Annotated in this window: 21 protein-coding genes; 8 read left to right on the forward strand and 13 right to left on the reverse strand. The window is 34.7% G+C overall.

The window, feature by feature from the left end:
- Positions 1–3 precede the first annotated feature (3 nt).
- From ABEB31_RS09080 to ABEB31_RS09095, 4 genes are all read right to left on the reverse strand, one after another.
- Positions 4–2,835: a TonB-dependent receptor domain-containing protein gene (locus ABEB31_RS09080; protein WP_347051157.1), complete on the reverse strand. Its 2,832-nt coding sequence runs from the start codon at positions 2,833–2,835 to the stop codon at positions 4–6.
- A 305-nt stretch (positions 2,836–3,140) separates the two neighbouring features.
- The gene (glmS, locus tag ABEB31_RS09085; protein WP_347051158.1) at positions 3,141–4,991 is read right to left on the reverse strand and encodes a glutamine--fructose-6-phosphate transaminase (isomerizing); all 1,851 of its coding nucleotides are present in this window, start codon (positions 4,989–4,991) and stop codon (positions 3,141–3,143) included.
- A gap of 8 nt (positions 4,992–4,999) precedes the next feature.
- Positions 5,000–6,667, reverse strand: coding sequence for a BamH family beta-barrel-assembly machinery protein (gene bamH, locus ABEB31_RS09090; protein ID WP_347051159.1), 1,668 nt, complete (start codon positions 6,665–6,667; stop codon positions 5,000–5,002).
- A 22-nt stretch (positions 6,668–6,689) separates the two neighbouring features.
- Entirely contained in the window at positions 6,690–7,496 is an 807-nt protein-coding gene (locus ABEB31_RS09095) for a glycogen/starch synthase (protein ID WP_347051160.1), read from the reverse strand.
- A 77-nt stretch (positions 7,497–7,573) separates the two neighbouring features.
- Here ABEB31_RS09095 and panC point away from each other — a divergent pair, with 77 nt between their 5' ends.
- From panC to ABEB31_RS09120, 5 genes are all read left to right on the forward strand, one after another.
- The gene (gene panC, locus ABEB31_RS09100) at positions 7,574–8,452 is read left to right on the forward strand and encodes a pantoate--beta-alanine ligase (RefSeq protein ID WP_347051161.1); all 879 of its coding nucleotides are present in this window, start codon (positions 7,574–7,576) and stop codon (positions 8,450–8,452) included.
- Positions 8,453–8,466: 14 nt separating this feature from the next.
- On the forward strand, positions 8,467–8,817 hold the full coding sequence (gene panD, locus ABEB31_RS09105) for an aspartate 1-decarboxylase (protein WP_026727479.1): 351 nt from the start codon (positions 8,467–8,469) through the stop codon (positions 8,815–8,817).
- Positions 8,818–9,010: 193 nt separating this feature from the next.
- A complete protein-coding gene (locus ABEB31_RS09110) occupies positions 9,011–10,165 on the forward strand; it encodes an alpha/beta hydrolase (RefSeq protein WP_347051164.1) in 1,155 nt (384 codons plus the stop codon).
- A complete protein-coding gene (gene radA / locus ABEB31_RS09115; RefSeq protein WP_347051166.1) occupies positions 10,165–11,526 on the forward strand; it encodes a DNA repair protein RadA in 1,362 nt (453 codons plus the stop codon). Before ABEB31_RS09110 ends, radA begins: the two co-directional genes overlap by 1 nt.
- Before the next feature lie 112 nt (positions 11,527–11,638).
- Positions 11,639–13,603 (forward strand): transglycosylase domain-containing protein, encoded by a 1,965-nt coding sequence (locus ABEB31_RS09120; RefSeq protein WP_347051167.1) that lies wholly within the window; start codon positions 11,639–11,641, stop codon positions 13,601–13,603.
- Positions 13,604–13,798: 195 nt separating this feature from the next.
- Here the strand turns inward: ABEB31_RS09120 and ABEB31_RS09125 are convergent, their stop codons facing one another.
- The 3 genes from ABEB31_RS09125 to ABEB31_RS09135 all read right to left on the reverse strand — a co-directional run bounded on the left by ABEB31_RS09125 (position 13,799) and on the right by ABEB31_RS09135 (position 16,823).
- Positions 13,799–14,836, reverse strand: coding sequence for an aldo/keto reductase (locus tag ABEB31_RS09125; RefSeq protein WP_347051169.1), 1,038 nt, complete (start codon positions 14,834–14,836; stop codon positions 13,799–13,801).
- A gap of 159 nt (positions 14,837–14,995) precedes the next feature.
- Complete coding sequence (locus ABEB31_RS09130; RefSeq protein ID WP_347051170.1) at positions 14,996–15,940, reverse strand: OmpA/MotB family protein; 945 nt, start codon at positions 15,938–15,940, stop codon at positions 14,996–14,998.
- 121 nt (positions 15,941–16,061) lie between these two features.
- A complete protein-coding gene (locus tag ABEB31_RS09135; protein ID WP_347051172.1) occupies positions 16,062–16,823 on the reverse strand; it encodes an exodeoxyribonuclease III in 762 nt (253 codons plus the stop codon).
- A gap of 118 nt (positions 16,824–16,941) precedes the next feature.
- Between ABEB31_RS09135 and ABEB31_RS09140 the strand changes: the two genes are divergently transcribed.
- Positions 16,942–18,744: a GNAT family N-acyltransferase gene (locus ABEB31_RS09140; protein ID WP_347051173.1), complete on the forward strand. Its 1,803-nt coding sequence runs from the start codon at positions 16,942–16,944 to the stop codon at positions 18,742–18,744.
- Between the two features lie 64 nt (positions 18,745–18,808).
- On the opposite strand, the gene ABEB31_RS09145 is transcribed toward ABEB31_RS09140, so the two are convergent.
- The 5 genes from ABEB31_RS09145 to ABEB31_RS09165 all read right to left on the reverse strand — a co-directional run bounded on the left by ABEB31_RS09145 (position 18,809) and on the right by ABEB31_RS09165 (position 22,835).
- Entirely contained in the window at positions 18,809–19,180 is a 372-nt protein-coding gene (locus tag ABEB31_RS09145) for a DUF805 domain-containing protein (protein WP_347051175.1), read from the reverse strand.
- A 156-nt stretch (positions 19,181–19,336) separates the two neighbouring features.
- Entirely contained in the window at positions 19,337–19,579 is a 243-nt protein-coding gene (locus ABEB31_RS09150; protein ID WP_347051177.1) for a TM2 domain-containing protein, read from the reverse strand.
- A gap of 199 nt (positions 19,580–19,778) precedes the next feature.
- Positions 19,779–20,057: a TM2 domain-containing protein gene (locus ABEB31_RS09155; RefSeq protein ID WP_347051178.1), complete on the reverse strand. Its 279-nt coding sequence runs from the start codon at positions 20,055–20,057 to the stop codon at positions 19,779–19,781.
- Positions 20,058–20,255: 198 nt separating this feature from the next.
- Positions 20,256–21,206, reverse strand: a complete 951-nt coding sequence (locus tag ABEB31_RS09160) for a 2-hydroxyacid dehydrogenase (protein ID WP_347051180.1) — start codon at positions 21,204–21,206, stop codon at positions 20,256–20,258.
- Positions 21,207–21,293: 87 nt separating this feature from the next.
- Positions 21,294–22,835, reverse strand: coding sequence for a hypothetical protein (locus tag ABEB31_RS09165; RefSeq protein ID WP_347051182.1), 1,542 nt, complete (start codon positions 22,833–22,835; stop codon positions 21,294–21,296).
- Positions 22,836–23,031: 196 nt separating this feature from the next.
- Between ABEB31_RS09165 and nhaA the strand changes: the two genes are divergently transcribed.
- Positions 23,032–24,186: a Na+/H+ antiporter NhaA gene (gene nhaA, locus ABEB31_RS09170; protein WP_347051183.1), complete on the forward strand. Its 1,155-nt coding sequence runs from the start codon at positions 23,032–23,034 to the stop codon at positions 24,184–24,186.
- A gap of 2 nt (positions 24,187–24,188) precedes the next feature.
- Complete coding sequence (locus tag ABEB31_RS09175; RefSeq protein WP_347051185.1) at positions 24,189–24,698, forward strand: hypothetical protein; 510 nt, start codon at positions 24,189–24,191, stop codon at positions 24,696–24,698.
- A gap of 135 nt (positions 24,699–24,833) precedes the next feature.
- Here the strand turns inward: ABEB31_RS09175 and proC are convergent, their stop codons facing one another.
- Positions 24,834–25,619 carry a pyrroline-5-carboxylate reductase gene (gene proC / locus ABEB31_RS09180; RefSeq protein WP_347051186.1) on the reverse strand — a complete coding sequence of 262 codons (786 nt, stop codon included), beginning with the start codon at positions 25,617–25,619 and terminating at the stop codon, positions 24,834–24,836.
- Positions 25,620–25,709 lie beyond the last annotated feature (90 nt).

Genomic DNA, 25,709 nt, shown 5'->3' on the forward strand with positions numbered 1-25,709 from the left:
CAATTATGGGTTGATCGTCCAGGAAGCAAAATATTGCTGTCCGATTAATCCGGCCCCAATCACCTGATAGTATTCTTTACCTCCAATGTTTGCCGCTCCTAATTTTATAACCGATTTTAATTTCGGAATTCCATAATTAATCTGCGCATCAATTACAGTTGCAGATTTTATGATACCATCTGCAAAACCAGCCTGCCACAGGTACTCGCTATTCCATCTTCCGCTTACATTAAATCCAAAATTTTTAAATAATTTATCGTTTCCTATCGATGCTTTTACTCTGTGTTTTGGTGTATTAAAACCAGCTTCAAAACTTGGATCTTTTTCCTGATCAAAATCAAATTGAGCATAATTGTAATTCAATCCCAGTTCAAAGTCAGCAATTATTTTTCTCGAAAGTCCAATTCCAAATCCCAGTGACTTTATCTCTACATCTGAATTAGTGTACAATTGATACACTCTGTATTCTCCATTTTGAATCGCTCTGATAGACTGAACACCAGGATCGGCAGTTCCGGCAGCAATGTTAGGATTATCCTGAGCCGTTCCGTAGTAAGGAGCAATTACATTTAGATTCCCTATGAAGTTGTTATAAATATTATAATAACCGTTAATATCTATCGATGTCCCTTCGAACACAGAACGATATCCCAGTTCAAAAGCTTTTACCTCTTCAGGCTTTACATAATTAGCAGTTGATTTTTTCAACAAGGCAGCCGCAGCAACCGGATCACTTCCCGCCATTGCAGAAAATGCATTTACAGAACTTGCCAGGTAAGAATTACCATAAGCATCATTTCCATTCATTACTTTTGTCGGACTTCCATTACTGTACGATTGTCCCTCTGCACTAAGATTAAAAGTTTCGCTAAATCTGGTTAAGTTATCTGGAGCAGAACCAAGCAGAACTGCGCTTCCGACATTAAAACCTATATACTGATCCTGAGTTGACGGGTTTCTGAAACCGGTTTGAAAAGACCCTCTGAAATTGTGATTTCTTTTTTCTCCGCCTGAGTAAACAAGAGATAAACGTGGTGAAAAATTCCCATCAAAGTTTTTCGATTTATCGTAACGCAGCGAACCGGTAAACTTCAACCTGTCATCCATAAATTTCTTCATTAACTGTACATAAGCTCCATATTCGTTATAATTAATAGGACCATTTGCATCTGTATAAATCCTTCCGTGAGAATTTAATTCATAAGATCTGTAAGAACCTCCGGCCTGAATCTCTGCAAATTTGATAAGATCCTTAAAATTATAATTTACATCTGAATGATAAATTTTCGAGTTGTCAACCAATTTCGAACCAGAAAGAACATCAGCCTCATTTACAACCTGATTAAAAGCATTTTTAAATTCTGGGGTTCCCGGCAAAAAACGGCCAGTATCTGCTGTAGCACGTCCTGCTGAATGAGCCTGTTCTGGTGTCATACCTGCAAGCGTACCCTGAATATAAGCTCCTGCATATTGACCAAACCAGGTATTATCATCTTTCCATTTTCTATTTACATTGATTCCCGTAAAAACCATATCATACGAATGTCCGCCATCTTCGGTAGTCATATATCCTCTTACGAAAAAGTTTTTTCCTTTAAATTCCAGTTTATGCTGCTGCATAAAAAAGTCATTTAAATAGTATCTGTTTGCTCCCTGATATACTGCATTTCCTGTTCCAAATTTACTCTGCCAGATAATTTCCAATCGCTCATCACCAAATGGTCTTCCATGAAAAGAGAAATCAACTTTTTTATTTGCCGCTTTATTATCGGTCAGATCAATTTCGTTATATCCGGTTCTGCTTACAACCGAATTAGGAAGAATATTAGATGCTCCGGCAGGAATCAATCCCATTGCCTCAAGCTTTAAACCAACGCCTTTAATATTAGTCGAAGCCTCATCACCATAAACATTTATACCATCGTAACTGGGATTAGAACGATCTATACCTCCTCTTGTTTTATCATTATAATTGGTCGCATACCAATCGGTTGCTTCCATGTAAGTAAAGTTAGCTTTAGCAGCAAAATATTTATTGAAGGCATGAGCGAATCGAATACCAAAATCATAATAACTATTGGTACCCGCTGCCTCCTGAGAGGTAGCTCCATATTTTAAATAAGTAGAAACTCCCTGACTCACAAACGGACTTTTACTGGTCATGAATAAAATTCCATTAAATGCGTTAGCACCATATAAAGCAGAAGATGCACCCGGAAGCAACTCTACGCTTTGCACGTCAATTTCAGAAACCCCAATCATATTACCTAAAACAAAGTTTAATAAAGGTGAAGAGTTATCCATACCATCTACCAATTGCATAAAGCGTGTATTTGCAACAGTTGCAAACCCTCTCGTATTAATAGATTTGAAAGACATACTGCTGGTATTCATCTGCACTTCCTTCATGTTTTCTAAACCATCATAAAAAGAAGGAGAAGCCGTTTTCTTAATTTCCTGAATTCCCATTCTTTCAATTGTCACCGGAGATTCCAGTACTCTTTCAGGAGTTCTTGACGCAGAGACTACAATTTCGTCAAGCTTGTTTTCTTCATCAGTTAAAACCACATTTACTTTTTGGTTTGCTGCAGTAACATTAATTGTTTTAGACCCGAATCCAACTGCCGAAACCTTTATAGAGAAAGGAAGTTTGGTCGTAGTGGTTAATTTAAAAGATCCGTCAAAATCTGTAGATGTACCACTATTTTCGCCGACCACAACAACATTAGCACCAGGAATAGATTGTTTGTTACCATCTGTAACGGAACCTGTAATTGTATTCTGCGCAAAGGATACTCCGCTGAACAACAACATAATTAGCAAATAGACTCTCATTTGGGTTAGTTTTTCGTTAGTATATATAGCCAAAATAAACAAATATTTTGATATGCATAAAAAAACGTTAAATAAAATCCATATTTAGCACGGTTTTGTACAATATTTTAACTATTTGACAATTGAATTTATTAAACTTAAATCAAAGAAAACCAACAGAAAAATCATTTTACTATGCGTACATATAATTATTTATTAAAAAAATGCAAATTTCATAAAAATACAAGCGGAGAAAAAAATTTTTGACAATAAAAAAAAGCGAGATGAAAATCTCGCTTTTTTAACATATTTATTTAATAAGTTTACTATTCAACTGTAACAGACTTCGCTAAGTTACGCGGCTGATCTACATTACAACCTCTCATTACAGCAATGTAATAAGAAAGCAGCTGCAACGGAATTGTAGTAACCAATGGAGACAATGCATCCGAAGTTTCCGGAATTTCGATTACATAATCGGCTAATTCGCGAACCTGAGTATCACCTTTAGTTACAACAGCAATAATTTTACCACTTCTTGATTTAATTTCCTGGATGTTACTTACAATTTTATCGTAATGTCCTTGTTTAGGGGCAATAACAATAACAGGCATTAATTCGTCAATTAAAGCAATCGGACCGTGTTTCATTTCTGCAGCAGGGTAACCCTCAGCATGAATATAAGAAATCTCTTTTAACTTCAAAGCTCCTTCTAAAGCAACAGGGAAATTGTACCCACGACCTAAATAAAGACAGTTTGGCGAATCTTTAAAGGCAGCAGCAATTTCTTTTGCTTTATCAGTAGTTTCTAATGCTTCGGCTACTTTTTCTGGTATAATTTCTAATTCCTGAAGATAAGTATGGAAATCTGTATTTGATAATGTTCCTTTTGCTTTTCCTAATCTTAAAGCAATCATTGTTAAAACAGTGATCTGAGTAGTAAATGCTTTTGTAGAAGCAACACCAATTTCAGGTCCTGCGTGAGTATAAGCACCTGCGTGACTTTCTCTTGAGATAGAAGAACCAACTACATTACAAACTCCAAATACAAACGCTCCGTTTTCTTTCGCCAGTTTAATAGCTGCCATTGTATCTGCAGTTTCTCCCGATTGAGAGATAGCAATTACAACATCATCTTTGTTAATGATCGGATTTCTGTATCTGAACTCCGAAGCATATTCTACTTCAACCGGAATTCTTGTAAATTCTTCAAAAATATATTCTGCTACTAAACCTGCATGCCATGAAGTACCACAAGCAACGATTAGAATTCTTTTTGCGTTTAAGAATTTTTCTAAATTATCTTCTACACCCGCCATTTGAACAATTCCTTCATTTGCATGAAGTCTTCCTCTGTAAGTATCTTTGATAACACTTGGCTGTTCGTAAATTTCCTTTAGCATGAAATGATCATAACCTCCTTTTTCAATCTGCTCCAAATTCATTTGAAGTTCCTGAATATAAGGATCAACTAAAGAGTCATCTTTAATTTTTCTGATTTTGATTGGCTTGTGCAATCTGATATTTGCCATTTCTCCATCTTCTAAATACACCGCATTAGAAGTATATTCAATAAACGGTGATGCATCAGAAGCAACAAAATACTCCCCTTCACCAACACCAATTGCCAGCGGACTTCCTAATCTTGCCGCAACTAATTCGTTTGGATTTTTCTTATCAAAGACTGCAATCGCATAAGCACCTACAACTTGATTTAAAGCGATCTGGACTGCTTTACCAAGTTTGATGTTCTCTTTTTTCTGAACTTCTTCAATTAAGTTGACTAAAACTTCAGTATCAGTATCTGATTTAAAAGTATAACCTCTTTTTATAAGTTCTTCTTTCAGAGGTGCATAGTTCTCAATAATTCCGTTATGGATAATTACTAAATCACCTGAATTAGAAAGATGCGGATGCGAATTAACATCATTTGGAACACCATGCGTAGCCCAACGTGTATGTCCTATTCCTATATTTCCATTTGTAGTAAAACCTTCACTAGCTTTAGCTTCAAGATCTGAAACCTTACCTTTTGTTTTACAAAGTTTTATCTCCGACTCGTTATCATACAACATAACGCCGGCACTATCATATCCTCTGTACTCAAGACGCTTTAACCCCTTTATTACAATAGGATAAGCCTCTCGGTGACCGATATACCCAACAATTCCACACATATATTTAATTAATTTGGTTTCGTGTAGTAAACCTCAAGTCGCAATCTCTTATCTTCCGGCACCAAAGCAGAATCTTTTGCACCGTATAAAATTGTCCCTAAAGGATTCATAACCGATGCTCTCGGTACTTGTGAAATAGTTTCGTTCTTTAACTTTAATACATTTGATGCAGTTATGCCAATGCTTTGAGAAACAACTAATCCTAAATCAACATTTTTAGCTGTCGCATCTTTTACAAGATTCCGAACATGATCTGTAATTCTAATTTTATAACTTTTTCCTTTTTTATCAGCACCTAATGTGATCAAACCTCCAAAAACAGATTTTGATGCTCCTGGATCCAATGTATTAGAACTTCCATCTGAGTAATAATCCAACAATGGCAGATTATTAGTTAAATCGTATAAATAAACCCTTCTTGGTTCTTCCGCTCCATTCATTTTATCTGCGTCGATATAGAAAACCAAATTTGCCTCGTTTATTTTCCAGTTTTTGGTTGCAACATTATTTCTAATTTCATCCAATTGATCCGGAACTCCATTTGCCCCACTCACAACATCACCTTTTGTATCATAAGAAATTACATCTGTCTGATTAAACGGTCTTATGACACTTACAGCGCCCTGACCACCTTTCAAATACAGTCTTTCATCTCCCTCTGTTTTATTTACAGAAGTTGTTATAGCAGCTTCATAATCAGGCTTTCTCACATCTTCAAGGAAATTTGCCGTACTTGCAACGCCGCCAGTAACACCACTTTTAAAATTAAGAAGAATTGTTTTATCCTCCGTAGCATTCACATCATCTGTTGTAGAGGCTGTTTTTGCTTTATATTTTATAGTAATCTTTCCTGCAGAAAAATTAATAAGCGCCATATTACTAGGATTACTTCCTGATCTTTCTACATTAAAATACAGGCCTCTGAAATATTCCTGAAAAAGATCCTCAGAAGACAATTTAGAAGCTGCGGCATTTAATATTTTATCCTGAAAAAATGCTTTATTAAGCGTTAAGTGCATTTCTGGACCAGTTCTCGTAACAGTTTCTTTTTTATCCGCATCAACCGTTGTTGTCACAGTTTCTTTTGCATCAAAGAAAAATTCATCATTTTCAAGTACACCCGCATCATTTAGTCGGTTTCCTTTTTTTAAACCTGAGAAATCAGCATTTTGATCTGTATAATAAAACTGCGGTAATTGCGAACCATTATTAAAGTAGCTATTTCTCATCTGTACCCCCGATTCGTAAATACTTAACTTTATTTTTCCGTTTTTATCTCCATAAATAGAATCCAGTTCATACACACTGCTACCGTCAGCATTTGTACTTTTTACGTGGCTAAAATAAGGAACACTAAGAGTCACACTTTCAATGACAGGAGACTCGCCAATTGTAGGCGAATAAGAAACCAACCCGAGTTGCGTAACAAAATTAGCCGTAGTAGTTCCAAATACAGGATTATCATAAATACCCAAAGCATTTGTCGCCAAATTATTTGACTGTACCGGAGTTACTTCCTGATTAAACGCTACAACATCATATTTTGTGGCTTCAAGCCCAAAATGATCATCTCCAATTAATCCATCACCAAGCGCATTAAAATCTTTGTCGCAAGAATATAAGAAAACAGCAATTACAGCTAAAAGAATTTTTTTAACAAAAGAAGTATTATACATGTTTATAATAAAAGTTAATTTTTTAAAGTCCAAACGTTCTGTAGAAATTTGTATACGCTTCTGCGAATGCATCTTTCGTGGCGAAAGGTAAAAAAGGTTTTCCTGAAGATTCTATAAATTTTGTTAAACTTGGCGAAACGTTTTCTGACGCAATTATAACTCCATCAGAGTGTAAGATGCTAGCCTTTAAAACATTCTCATAATTAGGAACTTCTAAATCTGATACAGATTCCTGAGGAATACCATCAAATTTAACTTTATTTATCATTTCTAAATCTAAATTTTCATCAAAAGACTGTCCGTAAACAGAGGTAATAATTTTAGTTTCAGAAAATAAGGCCTCGTGTTTATAATAATGTTTCATGTAGATCGGAAGCATTGCAGCAAGCCACCCATGAACATGTATGATATCAGGAACCCAGTTTAGTTTTTTTACAGTTTCAACTACGCCTTTTGCAAAAAAGATCGCTCTTTCATCATTATCAGGATATAAAACACCCTCCTCGTCTGCAAAAGTTGCCTTACGCTTAAAGTATTCATCATTATCAATAAAGTAAACCTGAATTCTTTCTTTCGGAATTGAAGCTACTTTAATAATCAACGGCATATCTAAGTCATTCACTACCAAATTCATCCCGGAAAGTCTAATCACTTCATGCAATTGATGTCTTCTCTCGTTGATATTCCCATATCTTGGCATGAAAATTCTTATCTGACCACCTTGGTCATTAATCATTTTCGGAACGTCATAAGACATTAAAGAGACCTCATTTTCAGCCAAATAAGGCACGACTTCAGATGATACATATAATATCCTCTTATCTTTCATAATAGTATTTTACTTAATTTTGGTAATAAAAACGTCGCAAAATTACAAAAATTTATGCAGTTTATAACTAATATATTATGTTTGCACTAAATTTTAATAATACCTCAATGCATATTTTCTACAGTAAAGCAGCTTTGATAGCCTATCTTAAAACTATCAAAACCGCAAATTCAACCATCGGATTTGTACCTACAATGGGCGCTTTACACCAAGGCCATTTGGCTTTAATGCAACGTTCGATAAAAGAAAACGACGATACAGTTGTCAGCATTTTTGTCAATCCGACACAATTTAATAATCCGGAAGATTTAGAAAAATATCCGAGGACACTCGAAGAAGATGTTAAGAAAATGCGTACATTAAGTGATAAAATTATTTTATACGCACCAACGGTTGAAGATATTTACGAAGGAAATACCATTTCACAAAATTTTGATTTTGACGGACTTGAAAACCAAATGGAAGGAAAATTCAGACCAGGTCACTTTAATGGAGTCGGCACGATCGTAAAAAGATTATTTGAAATCGTTACTCCGACAAATGCATATTTCGGAGAAAAAGATTTCCAACAGCTGCAGATTGTTAAAAAACTGGTCGAAAAAACTAATCTGCCGGTTAACGTTATCGGATGTCCTATTTTTAGAGAAGAAAATCAGCTTGCAATGAGTTCACGCAATGAACGATTGACTCCAGAAGAACGTAAAGATGCTGCTATCATTTATCAGGTTATTACCAAAGCGAAAGAGATTTTCCAGACGAATACGCCACAGGAAACAGTCGATTTTGTAGAAAATTCTTTCAGGGACAACAAAGAATTCGAACTTGAATATTTTGTTATCGCTGACGAATCGACACTTTTGCCTATTGAAAAAAAGGAGAAAGACAAAAAATACCGCGCATTTATAGCAGTATTTGTTAATTCTATTAGACTGATTGATACCATTTCATTAAATTAATCTAACTTTGCAACATGCAAATTCAAGTTATAAAATCTAAAATTCATCGCGTTAAGGTAACGGGTGCCGATTTAAATTATATTGGCAGCATTACTATTGATGAAACTTTACTGGAAGCTTCTAACATTATTGAAGGCGAAAAAGTATCTATCGTAAATATTAATAACGGTGAGCGTTTTGAAACTTACGCTATTAAAGGAGAAAAAAATTCGGGCGAAATTACGCTGAATGGTCCTGCAGCGAGAAAGGTACAGAAAGACGATATCATCATTATTATATCTTACGCTACTTTGGAGTTTGAAGAAGCCAAAACCTTCAAACCGTGGATTATTTTCCCTAATGAAAATGATAATTCGCTAACATAATCTTCTTTTTATTTTGAAATTATTTCACTTTGTCAAAACAATTTTTGAACAAAGAATTCTGCATTGGTATAAATCAGAAAAGATTTACACACCTGTTATTTGTTTGCTATTTTCCACATCAATAGAAACAAATAAAATAGTATATTGCCACACTATTTTCAATACTTTTTAATTCACTGAAATGCCACAAATCATGAAAAAAGTTTACCTACTGTTTATTTTAATTTCATTCTCGTCGTTTGCCCAAAAAACGTTCGACAACATTCAATCTGAAAAGCTCGGAGAAGAACGAAGAATCACCATCGGACTTCCGGCTTCTTATGAAAATAACAAAGACAAAAAATATCCGGTTCTTTATTTATTAGACGGAGATTATTTATTCGATCCATTTTCCGGAGCTGTAAGCTATGGAACTTATTGGGATGATATTCCCGAAATGATTATTATCGGAATCCATCAAAATAAAGACGGAGAACGTTTTGATGATACAACCATTGACCAAAATGAAGGTTTACCGTTTGAAAAAGGAGCGAAATTTTTTGAGTTTGTCGGAGCTGAATTAATTCCGTACATCGAAAAAAAATATCGCACCTCTCCTTTTAGAATTATCGCAGGACACGACGTAACAGCCAGTTTTGCTAATTTTTATTTGTATAAAGAAGAGCCGCTTTTTAACGCTTATATTTGTTTAAGTCCTGAACTGGCCCCTAAAATGGAAGTTCGTATTGCCGAAAAATTTGCGAAATTTAAAAAACCGGTTTTCTATTACCTTTCTGCAGGTGAAGGAGATATTAAAAAGATAAAAGAACCAATAGAAAAATTAAACAGCAATATTAAAATTGCAAATAATCCGTTAGTAAATTATAAATATGACGTATTTAAAGGCGCAACTCATTATACAGAAGTTTTACATTCTATACCAAGTGCTTTATACCAAATTTTTGAAGTGTACCGACCAATAAATTCTGCCGAATACAACGACAAGATTGCGGTCTTACAAACAGGTTACGCAGAATATCTGGAAAAGAAATACAATACAATGTCTGAAGTTTTAGGCGTTCAGATTCCGGTAAGAGTGAGTGATTTTAAGATAGTGGAAAGCCTTATTTTAAAAAGAAATGCTTACGACGAATTGGGAAAAATGGCTGAAATTGGGAATGTAAATTATCCAAAAGCGATGTTGGGAGAATATGAATTAGGATTAATGTATGAAAAAATGGGCGACCCGAAACATGCATCAAAAAAATACCAAAATGCTTCTCAAATGGAGCCAATTGGCGATTTGAACAAAGACATGATGTATGAGAAAATCGACGAAATGAATACGCTTGCTAAAAAAAGTAAATAATGTCTAAAGTTAAAACTTCCTTTTTTTGTCAGAACTGCGGAACGCAGTATTCAAAATGGCAAGGCCAATGCAATGCCTGCAAAGAATGGAATACGATTGCCGAAGAAGTCATACAGAAACAGGATAAAGTGGCGTGGAAAAGCGAGCCAACTTCGACCAGTAAAGCCCCGAGACCTTTAAAAATCACTGAAATTGATTCAACGCAGGAAGTCCGAATGGATACAACCGACAGCGAATTAAATCGTGTTTTGGGAGGCGGACTCGTTCCCGGATCTTTAACGCTTTTGGGCGGAGAACCCGGTATCGGAAAAAGTACACTTTTACTTCAGATTTCATTAAAATTACCTTATAAAACATTATATGTTTCTGGTGAAGAAAGTCAGAAACAGATTAAAATGCGTGCGGAAAGAATTACACCTAACAGCGAAAACTGTTATATTTTAACGGAAACCAAAACGCAAAATATTTTCAAGCAGATTGAAGCGATGCAACCAGAAGTGGTTATTATCGACTCGATTCAGACTTTGCATACCGATTATATCGAATCTACTGCCGGAAGTATTTCGCAGATTAGAGAAACTACTGCAGAATTAATAAAATTCGCCAAAGAAAGCAACACTCCGGTGATTCTTATCGGTCATATTACCAAAGACGGAAACATAGCCGGACCAAAAATTCTTGAACATATGGTTGATACCGTTCTTCAGTTCGAAGGCGACAGAAATCACGTTTACAGAATTTTGCGTTCGCTAAAAAACCGTTTTGGTTCTACAGCAGAACTTGGAATCTATGAAATGCTTGGAAGCGGGTTGAGAGAAGTTTCTAATCCGTCAGAAATTTTAATATCTCACAAAGACGAAGAATTATCAGGAACAGCAATTGCAACTACTCTCGAAGGAATGCGCCCTTTAATGATTGAAATACAATCTTTGGTAAGCACGGCAGTTTATGGCACGCCGCAAAGAAGTACAACGGGTTATAACGCAAAAAGATTAAACATGATTTTGGCTGTTTTAGAAAAAAGAGCCGGATTTCGTTTGGGCGCAAAAGACGTTTTCTTAAACGTCACCGGCGGAATTTCTGTTGATGATCCTGCAATTGATCTCGCCGTTGTAGCGGCTATTTTATCATCTAACGAAGATATTCCGGTTGGAAAAGGTTTCTGTTTTGCCGGCGAAGTAGGTTTGTCTGGCGAAATTCGCCCAGTTAACCGTGTGGATCAACGTATTCAGGAAGCTGAAAAATTAGGCTTTGACACTATTTTTGTTTCTAAATACAACAAAATTGCTTTAAAAAATACAGGAATTAAAATTGAGCTTGTAGCAAAAATCGAAGATGTTGCGAGTATTCTTTTTGGTTAATATTTTTTATAACCACGAATTCACGAATTTATTTTTTTTAATTATAATAATTCCTGAATTCGAGGCTAACAAAACCCCTACACACATTAAAAATATATTGTAAATTCACTTTATGAATTTTCCTAAACAAAAAATATATAATGCATTAAAGATATTAGCAATAATATTGATTTTGCTTTGCATCGGACTATACTATTTCCGTGATTCCCTTTTAAAACAGGCAATTGCGAAGGTTACGCACAAGATGGCCGTACAGTACAACAGTAATTTTTCTGTAAAATCTGCGTCTTTTGATGGTTTATCAACCATAAAGTTAACCGATGTGGTTCTGGCACCTATAAATGCAGATACTCTTTGTAAAATAAAAAATGTAGAGACCAGCATAAGTCTGAGTAACTTATTAATAGGCGACGTTCAGGTTGGAACCCTAAAAATTGATAACGGATATATTCAGTTGGTAAAAAAAGGAAAGAAACGAAATTTTGATGCTTTTCTAAAAAGGGAAAAAGACGAAACCGAGACCAACGAAAAACGAAAATATGGTGCAACTGCTTACAGAATAATTTCTACCCTGCTTAATCTTGTCCCTACCGATATGGATTTGAAAAACTTTCAATTCAAAATCGATGATAATGGAAAACTCACTAATATCGCTGTTGATAAATTGGTTTTAAACAACGAAAAATTAGAAACGAATCTTCACGTTCGTGCCAAGGATTTTGATCAGCGTTGGAACATTAAAGGTTTTGCAGATCCGAGAAATAAAAAAGCAGACATCCGTTTCTTTAATCTTGATACAGGCGCGATTCGCGTTCCGTATCTGGACGAACGTTATAATTTAAAAGCGAGTTTTGATTCTATTCGTTTAAATGTCAAAAATATTGATAAAAGCGGCAGCGAACTGCATATTGACGGTTACACTTCGATTGCGAATCTAACCATCAATCATCCAAAAATTGCCAGTAAAGATGTTGTAATTAAAAATGCCCGTTTTGACTATCGTTTTTTACTGGGAGACGATTTTATTTCAATTGACAGCAGTTCAACAATGCAGCTGAACAAAATTAAAGTCCGCCCTTACGTTTCTTACGATACTGAAAAAGATACGATCTATAACCTCAAAGTGGACATTCCTAAAATGAAAGCGCAGGATTTTATCGTTTCGCTTCCGGATGGTTTGTTTACTCATTTTCAGGGAATGCAGGCAACAGGAAATTTCGATTATAAACTGGATTTCAAATTCAATAAAAACAAACCAAATACATTGGTTTTTGACAGCAAATTACACAAAGAAGATTTACGAATTACAAAATATGGCGAAGCCGATCTTAATAAGTTAAATGGCGAATTTGTCTATCGCGCGATTATTCAGAATGTATTACAACGTCCGATTTTGGTCGGAAATGCAAATCCGAATTATACACCTTTGGATCAGATTTCACCTTACTTGAGAAAATGCGTTTTAACAACCGAAGATCCATCATTCTTCTCACATCGCGGCTTTATAAACGAAGCATTTAAACAATCGATTTTAAAGAACATCCGAACTAAAAAATTCTCACGCGGGGCCAGCACAATTAGTATGCAATTGATCAAAAATGTATTTCTGACCCGTGAAAAAACGCTTTCGCGAAAGCTCGAAGAAATTCTTTTAGTTTATATTTTAGAAAATAACCGAATTGTAAGCAAGGAAAGAATGCTGGAAGTTTATTTCAATATTATTGAATGGGGACCAAATGTATACGGAATTGGTGAAGCAAGTCATTTTTATTTCCAGAAAAGTCCATCAGCGCTAAATGTGGATGAATGTTTATACTTGGCAACGATTATTCCGAAGCCGAGAAAATTCATGTATCAGTTTAATGATGAAGGGAATTTAAAGGACTATGCTTTAAAGAATCAAAAATTCCTTAAAAACTTAATGTTCAGAAGAGGTTTATTGATTCCCGAAGACACATTGGGACAACTACCGGTATATATTTCTGGAAATGCACGTTCTTTTATAAAAATCAAAGCTCCGGATTCTACAGCAGTAAAAGTAGATTCTCTCGCCACTGATGACGAATTTGATTTATAAGTTCAGGTTTGCCACGAAGGTACAAAGCCACAAAGTTTATAATAAAAACTTTGTGGCTTTGTTATTTTAAAAAACTTTGCGCCTCTGCGTCTTTGCGAGATTAAAACTTTAAGCGTTACTACTTAAAAGAGAAATTTGCACGCAAAGACGCGAAATATGATTAAAAAGCTTTGTGGCTCTTCACTGCAAAAAAAATTAAGGCGCCGGATCAGGAATTATGGCCTGAACAGCATCAATTTCGGCAAGGATTTCTTTAGAAAGAATCACATCAATTGTGTCAATATTTTCTTTTAATTGCTCCATAGTTGTAGCTCCAATAATCGCGCTTGTCAAAAACGGTTGAGCTAAAACAAATCCCATCGCCAATTGCGTAAGCGTTAAACCATGTTTTTTAGCGATTTCCAGATACAATTTTGTTGCTTGCGTACATTGTTCGCTTTTATAACGTGTATATTGGGGAAAAAGATTTACTCTCGCATTCGGATGACTTTCGCCTGTTAAAAATTTACCCGTTAAAACGCCAAATGCCAAAGGAGAATACCCTAAAAGGCCCACATTTTCATATTTGGAAACTTCGGCAGAATTTACTTCGAACAAACGGTTCAGTAAAGAATACGGATTTTGAACGGTTTTAATTCTCGGAAGGCTGTTGTATTTACTTTCTTCCAAAAGGCGCATCATTCCCCATGCGTTTTCATTTGAAACTCCGATATGTTTGATTTTACCTTCTTTGATTAATCCGTCAAAAGTTTCTAAAACTTCTCTGAAATTGTCTTCCCATACATCATCGTGTCCGTGAAAGGCGCGCTGTCCGAAATTATTTGTTTTCCTTTCCGGCCAGTGCATCTGATACAAATCTATATAATCAGTCTGAAGTCTTTTTAAACTATTTTCAACTGCATATTTAATACTTGCCGGCGAGAAATCCAGTTTCTCCCTCATATATCCAAAATTCACATTTGGACCCGCAATTTTAGACGCCAAAATCACTTTATCGCGATTTCCCGATTTCTTAAACCACGTTCCGATTATTTTTTCTGTACTTCCGTAAGTAGCTTCATTTGCCGGTACCGAATACATTTCTGCAGTATCAAAAAAGTTTACGCCTCTTTCAAGCGCATAATCCATTTGTTCGTGTCCTTCTGCTTCGGTATTCTGCTGCCCGAAAGTCATCGTTCCAAGACATATTTTGGAGACTTTAATATCGGTATTGGGTATAGTTGTGTAGATCATTCTTCTTTTAGGTTCTGAGTTGCAAAGGCTCAAAGGTACAAAGGGTTTTAACAAAGAGAAAAATTTCGAAAGTTAAAAAATCCACAAGATTTTTTTATAATAAAAAAAGACTCAAAAGTAAAAACCTTTGAGCCTTTGCAACTTTGTGACCTTTGTCCCTTAATTAATACTATTCAACATCTCCGCAATTTCATCTAATCTTGGAGTTAAGATAATTTCGATTCTGCGGTTTTTTGCTTTTCCTTCCGGAGTTGCGTTGCTTGCCAGCGGAGAAAATTCACTTCTTCCTGCGGCAGTTAATTTTTGTTTATTGATTTTGGCATTTTCGCTCAGGATATTTACAATCGCTGTGGCTCTTTTGGTAGACAGATCCCAGTTGTTTGCAATTGGCCCGGAACCGGCATACGGATCATCGTCTGTATGGCCTTCGATTAAAACCGAAAGATCAGGATTGTCTCCCAAAACTTTTCCAAGTTCTACAACTGCTTTTCTTCCTTCTGTACCAACAGCCCAACTTCCCGAATTAAAAAGCAATTTGTTCTCCATAGAAACATACACTTTTCCATTTTTCTGTTCAACAGTTAAACCTTTACCTTCAAAACCGTTTAAAGCTTTAGATAAAGTTTCTTTTAACTTACGCATTGACTCTTCTTTTGCTGCGATCATATCTTCCAGTTCTTTCAGACGGTTTGCAGTTTTATCTAAACGTGTTTGTTCGTCAGCAAGTTTTTTAGATTTTGCTTCAAGTTGCGCTAACAAATCGCGGTTTTTAGCCATATTGCTTTCCAATGCATCGTTGCTGTTCTTTTCTAATGCATTATAAGAATCCTGAAGCACTTTGTATTTCTTTTGTTCAGCAGCTAAATCGGCTTTTTGTTTTGCCAGATCATCTTTTGTACTGGCTAAATCTTTGGTCAGTTTATCGCGGTCTAGTTCTAATTGATTCTTATCTTTTTTTAGATTATCATTTTCATCAACTACAGAGCGATTTTCTTTCTTTAAATCTGAATACTTTGTTTCAAGATCATTATAAATTTTCTTAGAAACACACGATGTTGTGGACAAGGCTAATGCCAGCAATCCGATGGAGGCTTGTTTAATCATTTCTTTACTTGGTTTTATTTCTGGGGCATTTATAAAATATATTTCGTCTGCAAACAGTTAGAAATTATAATCCCACTTGTTTTTTAAACTGACATTCTTTCAACAAGAACAATACCAAAGTTTAGTCAATTTCGACCAAAACCGGACAATGGTCAGAATGCACGGCATCCGGAAGTATAACAGCTCTTTTTAATCGGTGTTCCAGAGAATCGCTTACCAAATTGTAATCGATACGCCATCCTTTATTGTTTCCTCGTGCACCAGCGCGGTAACTCCACCACGAATAATGATGCGGATCTTTGTTGAAATGACGGAAGCTGTCTATAAATCCGTTTTTCATAAAACTGTCCAGCCACGCGCGCTCTGCCGGCAGAAATCCCGACACGGTTTTGTTGCGAACCGGATCGTGAATATCAATAGCTTCATGGCAAATATTGTAATCGCCACAAATAATCAGATTCGGAATCGTCAGTTTTAACTCGTTGATATAAGTTTGAAAATCATCCATAAACATAAATTTATGATCCAGCCTTTCAATATTGGTACCCGATGGAAGATAGAGACTCATTACGGAGACATCATCAAAATCGGCACGAAGGTTTCTGCCTTCAAAATCCATGTGATGAATTCCGGTTCCGAAAACTATATTATTGGGTTTTATTTTAGAAAGAATCGCCACACCGCTATATCCTTTTTTAGTTGCAGGATAGTAATACTGAAACGGATAGCCCGCAGCCGTTATGTCGTCTACCGGAATTTGGTCCTGCATCGCTTTAATTTCCTGAAGACAGATTACATCGGGATTTGCTTGTTGCAGCCACTCGATAAAACCTTTGTTTATCGCAGCGCGAATTCCGTTTACATTATAAGAAATAATTTTCATCAGTGATTTTTTTAGGATTCCAAATGTAATAAAAATGTGCAAAGTTTGTCTTGGAAACAACGAAAAGTAGAGTTTTTTGTTATCTTTGTTCGCTGTTCTAATAAATTAAAAGTAGTACATGGGTTTAGTTACCGCGAAAGAAGTTGCAAAAGCAATAAATGTTGAAAAGTACGGAGTTCTCGGTACCTTTTCCGGCTGGATACTTATGAAGGTTCTTAAGATCTCTACCCTTAACAAAATATACGACCGTAATAAACATTTGGAAGACCTTGCGTTTCTGAACGGGATTTTGGATGAGATGGAAATTAAGTTCGAGATTCCGGAGGAAGATTTAAAACGTCTCCCTAAAGATGGTGCCTATATTACCATTTCGAATCACCCGCTTGGAGGAATCGACGGGATTTTGCTTTTGAAATTAATGCTGGAAAGAGAGCCAAATTTTAAAATCATTGCCAATTTCTTATTACACAGAATTGTTCCCATGAAAAAATACATTATGCCGGTTAATCCTTTTGAAAATCATAAGGATGCAAAATCGAGCGTAATCGGAATTAAGGAAACTTTACGCCATTTAAGTGATGGTAAACCTTTGGGTATTTTTCCTGCCGGGGAAGTATCTACTTATAAAGACGGTAAACTCGTAGTCGACAGACCATGGGAAGAAGGCGCTCTAAAATTAATCAGAAAAGCCAAAGTTCCTGTTGTACCGATTTATTTTCATGCCAAAAACAGTAAACTGTTCTATTGGCTTTCTAAAATTGATGATACCCTGAGAACGGCAAAATTACCTTCTGAGCTTCTAACGCAGAAAGACCGTGTAATTAAAGTTCGTATTGGTAAACCAATTTCGGTAAGTGAACAAAATGAAATAGAATCTTTTGAGGAATATTCAGAATTCCTGAGAAAGAAAACCTATATGCTGGCCAATCCGTTCGAAAAAGACACTAAGCTGATTGATACTGCAAGTCTTAAAATTACAAAGGCACCTAAAAAAATTGTAACACCCGCCAACGAATCAAAAATAATTGATGAAGTTCAGGCTTTACGAAATAGTGATGCCAGATTTTTGCAGAGTAAAAACTATGAAGTTTTCTTTGCGAGTGCGAAACAAATTCCGAACATTATACACGAATTAGGCCGTCTCCGCGAAATTACTTTCCGTGAAGTTGGTGAAGGAACCAATGAATCTATTGACTTAGATCAATACGACCAATATTATCACCATATGTTTTTATGGGATGATGAGACCAAAAAAATCGCCGGAGCGTATCGAATGGGATTAGGTTCTGAAATTTACCCGAAATACGGAATTGAAGGTTTTTATTTGACTGATCTTTTTAGATTTGAACCGGAACTTCATGATATGATGCACAAATCGATCGAGATGGGACGTGCTTTTATCGTAAAAGAATACCAGCAAAAACCAATGCCTTTGTTTTTATTGTGGAAAGGTATTATCCATACCACTTTGCGCCATCCTGAACATAAATATTTGGTTGGAGGTGTAAGTATCAGTAACCAGTTTTCAGATTTCTCAAAATCGCTTATGATTGAGTTTATGAAATCCAACTATTACGATCCGTACATTGCGCAGTACATTCATCCGAAAAAAGCGTATAAAGTAAAACTAAAAGACGCCGATAAAGATTTTATCTTCGATGAAGCCGAATCTGATTTGAATAAATTTGATAAAATCATTGACGAATTGGAACCGGGAAATTTACGTTTACCGGTTTTAATTAAAAAATACATTAAACAAAATGCGAGAGTTGTTGCATTTAACGTTGATCCGCTATTTAATAATGCCATTGATGGTTTAATGTACATTAGAATTGCAGATATTCCGGAAAGCACCATGAAACCGGTTATTGAAGAGTTTCAGATCGAGCTGGAGAAGAAATTATCCGAGAAAGAAGATTAATTCAAAGTTTTATAAAACAAAAATCCCATTCATTACTGAATGGGATTTTTTATATCAAATAAGTCTAATTCAAATCCTTTCCCAATTCCCTTAAATATTCCTCTTCACTAATGGGATCCTGACCATATTGATTTTCACCTACATCACCTGTCACAGTACACAAATACAGATTATAAAACGGAATAAAAAAATACGATCCAGATTTATTAATATCATGCATTCTTCGCACTCCAACGGCAATTCCGGGAATTAGAACAGCTGCCAAATAGATTTCCGAAAATAAATCTTCGACAGAAAAAATTAAACTTATAACTTCTTTTAAACCAAAATAAACCATACAACTTATCAGGAAAAACAACCAAAATTCTGTTCTGCGGGCTCTTCCCCTGAAGTTTATATAATTTTCAAAAAGCACATTTGTGTAAATTTTCAACATAATAATTTTTTAAATATTTTCTTTCAGCTATTTATCAAATACTTCTAAAACAAACTCCAATAGTAATTTATCTACATTAAGTACAGATGAAGAAATTCAAATACGTTTAGTAAGTATCAGAAATAAAAAAATCCCATTTTGAAATGGGATTTATTATTAGAACCATGGTTTCTTTCCAACCTGATAAGTCTGATAAAACTCATCATCTGACTTTGTTAAATAAATTATTCCTTCAACAAAACCGATTATTCCGCCCAAACCACAAGTTACAACAGAAACAATTAGCTGAATAATTCCTTCTTTTTGGTAACCAAGATAAAATTTATGAGCCCCGAAACAACCTAATACAATTCCTAGTATCCCTGCCACAACTTTCTTGTTTTCTTCTTTGCTTTCCATTTTTTAAAACATTAAATTAATTTTCATCTTTTTTAAGAGCGTTTCTAAAAATGCAAGAATAGGTAGTATAAAGTTCATTATCTGTCCCTAAAAGTTGTATTTATATCAAAAAAGGGCATCTTAAAAAATACCCCGATATATCAAACAAAAAATCCCATTCATTTCTGAATGGGATTTTTAGAATCAATATATTTTTGAATTAGAACCAGCCTTTTTTACCAACCTGATACGTCTGATAAAATTCCTCATCAGATTTGGTTAAGTAGATAATTCCTTCGATGAATCCGATAATACTCCCGATTCCACAGGTAACTACACTAATTACTAATTGTATAATTCCTTCCTGAGTGTAACCCAACACAAATTTATGTATACCCAGGGATCCAAAAAGTATACCCATAAGGCCTGCTAATACTTTCTTATTCTCTTCTCTTGGCTGTGAAGGGGTATTCCAGCTTTCTGGTTTTGTAGTTTCCATTTTCAATTATTTTATAAGGTTAATTAATTCATATTAGTAATCTATTTAAGAATCATTTTATCAAACGTTAAAACAATAATTATTTAGATTTGTTTTTAGCAATTCGGAAGCAATATTATTAAAAATTAACAAATAAAACTAATCTGGCTACATATATTTAAAGAAAAGGCTCGTTATTAAAATGTAAAGGCCGCAAACCTATTTTACTGGGTAGAGCGATTTAATCTTATCGACAATAACCTGAGCTAAACGTTCATGACTTTCGAAAGTCCAACCTGCAATATGCGGGGTAAGTAACACATTTTTAGCTTCTAAAAGATATTGAAATGCTTCTGGTGTATTTTCCTCCTGAAACAGCGTTTCAAAAGATAATTTTTCATATTCTAAAACATCAAGACCTGCGCCTAAGACTTTTTTCTCTTTCATAGCTGCAACCAAATCGGCAGTTACAATGTTTTTACCTCTCGACGTATTAATAATCCAAAATGGTTTCTTAAAGGCATTAATAAAGCTTTTATCGACCATCTTATCCGTTTCTGGCGTCCAGGGAAGATGAAGACTTAAAACATCAGTCTTTTCCTGTAATTCTGCCAATGAAACCTGTCTCGCATTTGCATCGCCAACATTATCCAGAATATCGTAACACAAAACTTCTGTTTCAAAACCTTTCAGTTTTTTGGCAAAGGCTTTCCCCATATTTCCATAACCAATAATTCCTACCGTTTTTAAATCGAGTTCGTGACCCCGATTGCTTTCACGATTCCACTGTCCGGATTTTACTTCGGCGTCTGCCTGATTTAAATTATTAAATAAAGACAAAATTACGCCAAGCGAATGTTCTGCAACAGCATTACGATTGCCTTCAGGTGCAGCGATTAAATGAATTCCTTTAGTTTCAGCATAATCACAATCTATACTTTCTAAACCTGCTCCAACTCTTGCAATAAATTGCAACTTTGTTGCTTTATCCAAAAATTGCTTATCAATCTTGAAACGGCTGCGAATTACTATTCCATTATATTCATGAATTTTCTCTTCAATTTCCTCCTTTGAAGATTTGAAATCGGCGTGATTTTCAAAACCGGCTTCTTCCAGTTGATTCCAAAGAATGGGATTATTGCTGTCTATGTGAAGAATTTTTACACTCATTTTTTATTGAATTTTATTGTAAGACAAAAATACGTCAATATGATCTTGTAAACTTCAAAAATTTAGACTCTTTAATACTGAAAGAATTTAATCTAACGAATAAGCTCTTACATAAAAATACGAGGAACCTTTCCACATCTTATTTAAAAAAATATCTTCATCACTAATATAACTCACAATTAATTTTTGATTAGCTATATTCACACCCTTAATTTCTGAAGCATTAGGAATCTCAAACTGGCGAACAAGATTTCCTTTTTTATCAAATACGAAAATTGCTATAACATTATATAACTTCTTTTTTTTATCATCAACTTCAAGAATGGTAATCAAAGCAAAATTTCCATTATTGCAATTTAAGCCTTTCATACTTTCGGTTTCATACCACATCAATTCACTATATTTATTTGTCATTTTATAATTTTTGGGAAGATTAATATTTACTTCCCATAAATTGGCTCCATCTCTTCTTCTCACTTTATTAAATATGATTTTATCTGAATAATCAAATCTCGGTTTAGTATAATAACAATCTTCAAAAATATCTCGGTAAAAAGTATTCATAACTAAAGAATCATCTGTAATATATTCTTTTTTACTTATTGCTGTTTCTACCTTAACTTTAGATCTCTTCGTTAAAAAGGCATTAATAACTTTTTCTTGCCGAGGCGTTGGTTGACTGTCAACTCTATCATAATATGGTGACGAAATATCAGAATAGTTTTTTATAATTTTTAAATCTTCATTAATTATAAACCTCTTCAGAATTAAGGAATTATATACATTTATGGTTATTTTTTCTGCTCCTCTTATGTAAATAGTATTTTTTGTATTAAAAAAAAACCCATTGAAACAAGTGTTTTTAAGTTCTTCAAAAACGTTCATTTTTACTAATTTAAAGTTTTTATCAAATATTGCTATAAAGGGAAATTCGATTTGCTTCTTGTTTTTGACATTGGATAACAAAAATATTTTATCCTGTATAGAATAAATATTAAACCATATCGCATTATTTTTTACAAAAGAGAATCCCCTTTCCTGTAAGGGTATACGCAACCCATCGTTCATAGATATATTTTGAGAAGTATATCCGGTATTAGTTTTTTTAAAAACTATTTTGCTCAAATTAAACGCTACAGTAGCAGCAATATCTGTTTTTTTTCTTATATAAAGAGCAAATCCTTCACCGTAACAATCTACAATCCATGATTTTTTAATATTGCAATTTGCTAATGCATCTGTAATTTCCTCTCTATAAATTTCTTTCCCATTTTTGTCAACTATTATTACAATAAGCCCATTTTTCTGAGTTTTATTATTATATTCTTCCAATACATTAACTATCTCACCATTGCTCAAAACAGCCGCATCTTCTAAAGTTAGGCCATTTGCTATTGCCTTATACTGCCAATGCATTGGAGAATTATGTCTTTCTGAAAAATGAATAATTGACTTTACTCTTTGTTGATCCCCATTTATCAACTCTCTTTTTTGATAAAAGCTATCAAATACGGCAGGATTCGATAAAACTATATTTCTCTTCTTTGGAGTATTATTATCTCTACACGAAATTTGGATAAGTGCAAAAGAAAAACATAAAGTTATGATAATAGAATTTTGATACTTCATAGTTAAACTTTCAGAATACAAAAATACAGAATATTCTTATTTTTATCGTGTATTGATTTCAATCAAAAGAAAAATTTAGAGAAATAGGTAAACGTAATGAACTTCGTTGCAGGCGTAATTTATTGCCAAGATTTTTTTAACTTTGAAAAACAGGGTTTTTTCAAATCCATTCATTAATACTTCAGAATAATTCTACATGAAATTAACAAAAACCTTTAAAGCTTTTTTTGAAAACGAAAAATCAGGCGGAATACTTCTACTGTTTGTCACAATATTGTCGCTTTACTGCGCTAATTCAGCCTTTCAGGAATCTTATGTAGCTTTTTGGGAAAAAGAACTTGTCGGACATTCTGTAACACACTGGATTAATGATGGTTTAATGACAATTTTCTTTCTATTAATCGGATTAGAACTGGAACGAGAAATTTATCACGGAGAATTATCGAATTTCAAAAATGCTTCTTTGCCCATTATGGCGGCATTTGGCGGTATGCTGGTTCCGGCTGCAATCTTTTTGGCCCTAAATTACGGAACAACCACGCAAAACGGAGCAGGAATTCCGATGGCTACAGATATTGCTTTTGCAATCGGGATTTTATCGCTTTTGGGTAATAAAGTTCCTGCTTCACTAAAAGTCTTTTTAACGGCTTTGGCCGTAATCGACGATTTAGGTGCGATTATAGTTATCGCGATTTTTTATACTACTTCTATTTCTTTTTTAAATCTCGGCATTGCACTGGCCATTTGGGCGTTTCTGTTTGTTTTAAACCGCATGAAAATTCACAATTTAATTCCATACTTAGTGGGTGGAATTGCAATGTGGTATTTTATGCTCAATTCAGGTGTTCATGCTACGATAACAGGCGTTATTTTGGCATTTGTAATTCCGTTTGGCGATGGCGGAGAAAAAACTTCTTCGTACAGATTACAGCATTTTCTGCATAAGCCGGTTGCCTTTTTTATACTGCCATTGTTTGCGGTTGCCAACACGGCGCTGCACATTTCTCAAAACTGGCACGAAGGACTTAGCCACGTCAATACATACGGAATTATCCTCGGACTTGTTGTGGGAAAACCGCTTGGGATCTTGCTTTTTTCTTCTGTTGGCGTCACTTCCGGTTTGTGCATTTTACCCAAAAATCTAAAGTGGTCACATATTCTGGGTGCGGGAATGCTCGGTGGAATCGGATTTACAATGTCTATTTTTATCACCGTACTCGCATTTAAAAATCCGGAAATCATTGTTTTTTCTAAAATAGCAATTCTTATAGCTTCATTCCTGGCGGGACTTTTAGGTTTTGTTTATCTGAAATATATTCTAAATAAAAAACGAACTAATCAGTCTCTGTAATTATGAAAATTAAATTTTTACTGCTTTTAGTTTCTTTTTTATCTGTAAATGCCTGTAATCAAAAAACAGAAAAAACTACAGTTACGAAAAATAATGCAGTTGAAGCAGTTGCAGAAAATCGTTTAGAAGATGAAATTTCTGGAACTTATACCGCTGAAGGCTGTCACATTTCCATTATTATTTCCAAAATAAAAAATGACTATCACTATATTTTAAAAACAAGTGCCCGCAATTTAAAAGGAAAAGCGACTTATTCTAAAGACGATTCAGGAGAAAAATATATTACTTTGGAAGGAATTCCGTGGGACGAATACGAAGGAGATATCAGCAATGAAGAGGAAAATGATTCTACAGCAAATCCTGAAACCAAAAAAGAACCCGAAATTCCGGTTGGAATTGATGCTTTATATGTAAAAGACACTTTGACGATTCAGAATTACGGCAATGCCATGAACTACTACACGAAAATTTCTGAATGTGGGCTAAAGTATATTCAGCTCATAAAAAAGTAGATTTGTAAATTGTTTTTTGGTTCCGTTTTCCGCAATCATAAACTAACTTTATTATTGTCAAAAACAAAAAATTCCAAATCCCATGACAACTGGAATTTGGAATTTGATTCGGAAAGTTCCCGAAAATATTGAATTTTATTTCAACAATCCCTTAATTTGTTTAAGAGAAGTTTTGATTCCTTTAATTAAGGAAGAACTAAAACCATTGTGTTCCATTTCATTTAAACCAACAATTGTACAGCCCTGCGGCGTTGTTACGCGGTCAATTAATTGCTCCGGATGCACCTTTTCTTCTAAAAGCATTTTTGCGGCTCCTTTTGCGGTTTGTGCCGCAATTGCCAAAGCTGTGTTGGAATCAAAACCAATTTCGATTCCTGCCTGCATAGAAGCGCGGATATATCTTAACGCATAAGCAGTTCCGCATGCACCTAAGACTGTAGCGGCATCCATTAATTTTTCGTCGATTACGGGAGCGGTTCCCAAATCCTGAAATAAATCTACGATTGGTAAAGCATTTTCTTTATATTTTTCAGGGAAAGAAATACAAGTAGCTGATTCTCCAAATTGTGCTGCAATATTCGGCATAATACGAACGACAGGATAGGCATTATTTGTTTTTTCCTGAAGCATTTCTAACGATAACCCACTAACGGCAGAAGCGATTGTTTTGTTATGAATAACCGGCAGAATTTCAGCAAGAACAGTATCTACCTGATACGGCTTAATGGTCAAAATCACAACATCTGCTTCCTGAATAGTATGTTTGTTATCTGAAGAAACCGTAATTCCATATTCACTTAAATATTGAATAGCAGCAATATTTCTTCTGGTAACGGTTACCTGATTGTCTTTTGAAAATTTGGCAATTCCCACGGCAATAGAAACCCCAAGATTTCCACCTCCAATAATATGTACTTTCATTTTGGCTTGCTTAAATTAGTAAACTGTATAACAGTATATTTTTGACCTGCAAATTACGCAGATTTTAGAGATCTAAAATCACGGCAACTC

The organism is Flavobacterium olei, assembly GCF_039749035.1.
GTDB lineage: Bacteria > Bacteroidota > Bacteroidia > Flavobacteriales > Flavobacteriaceae > Flavobacterium > Flavobacterium olei.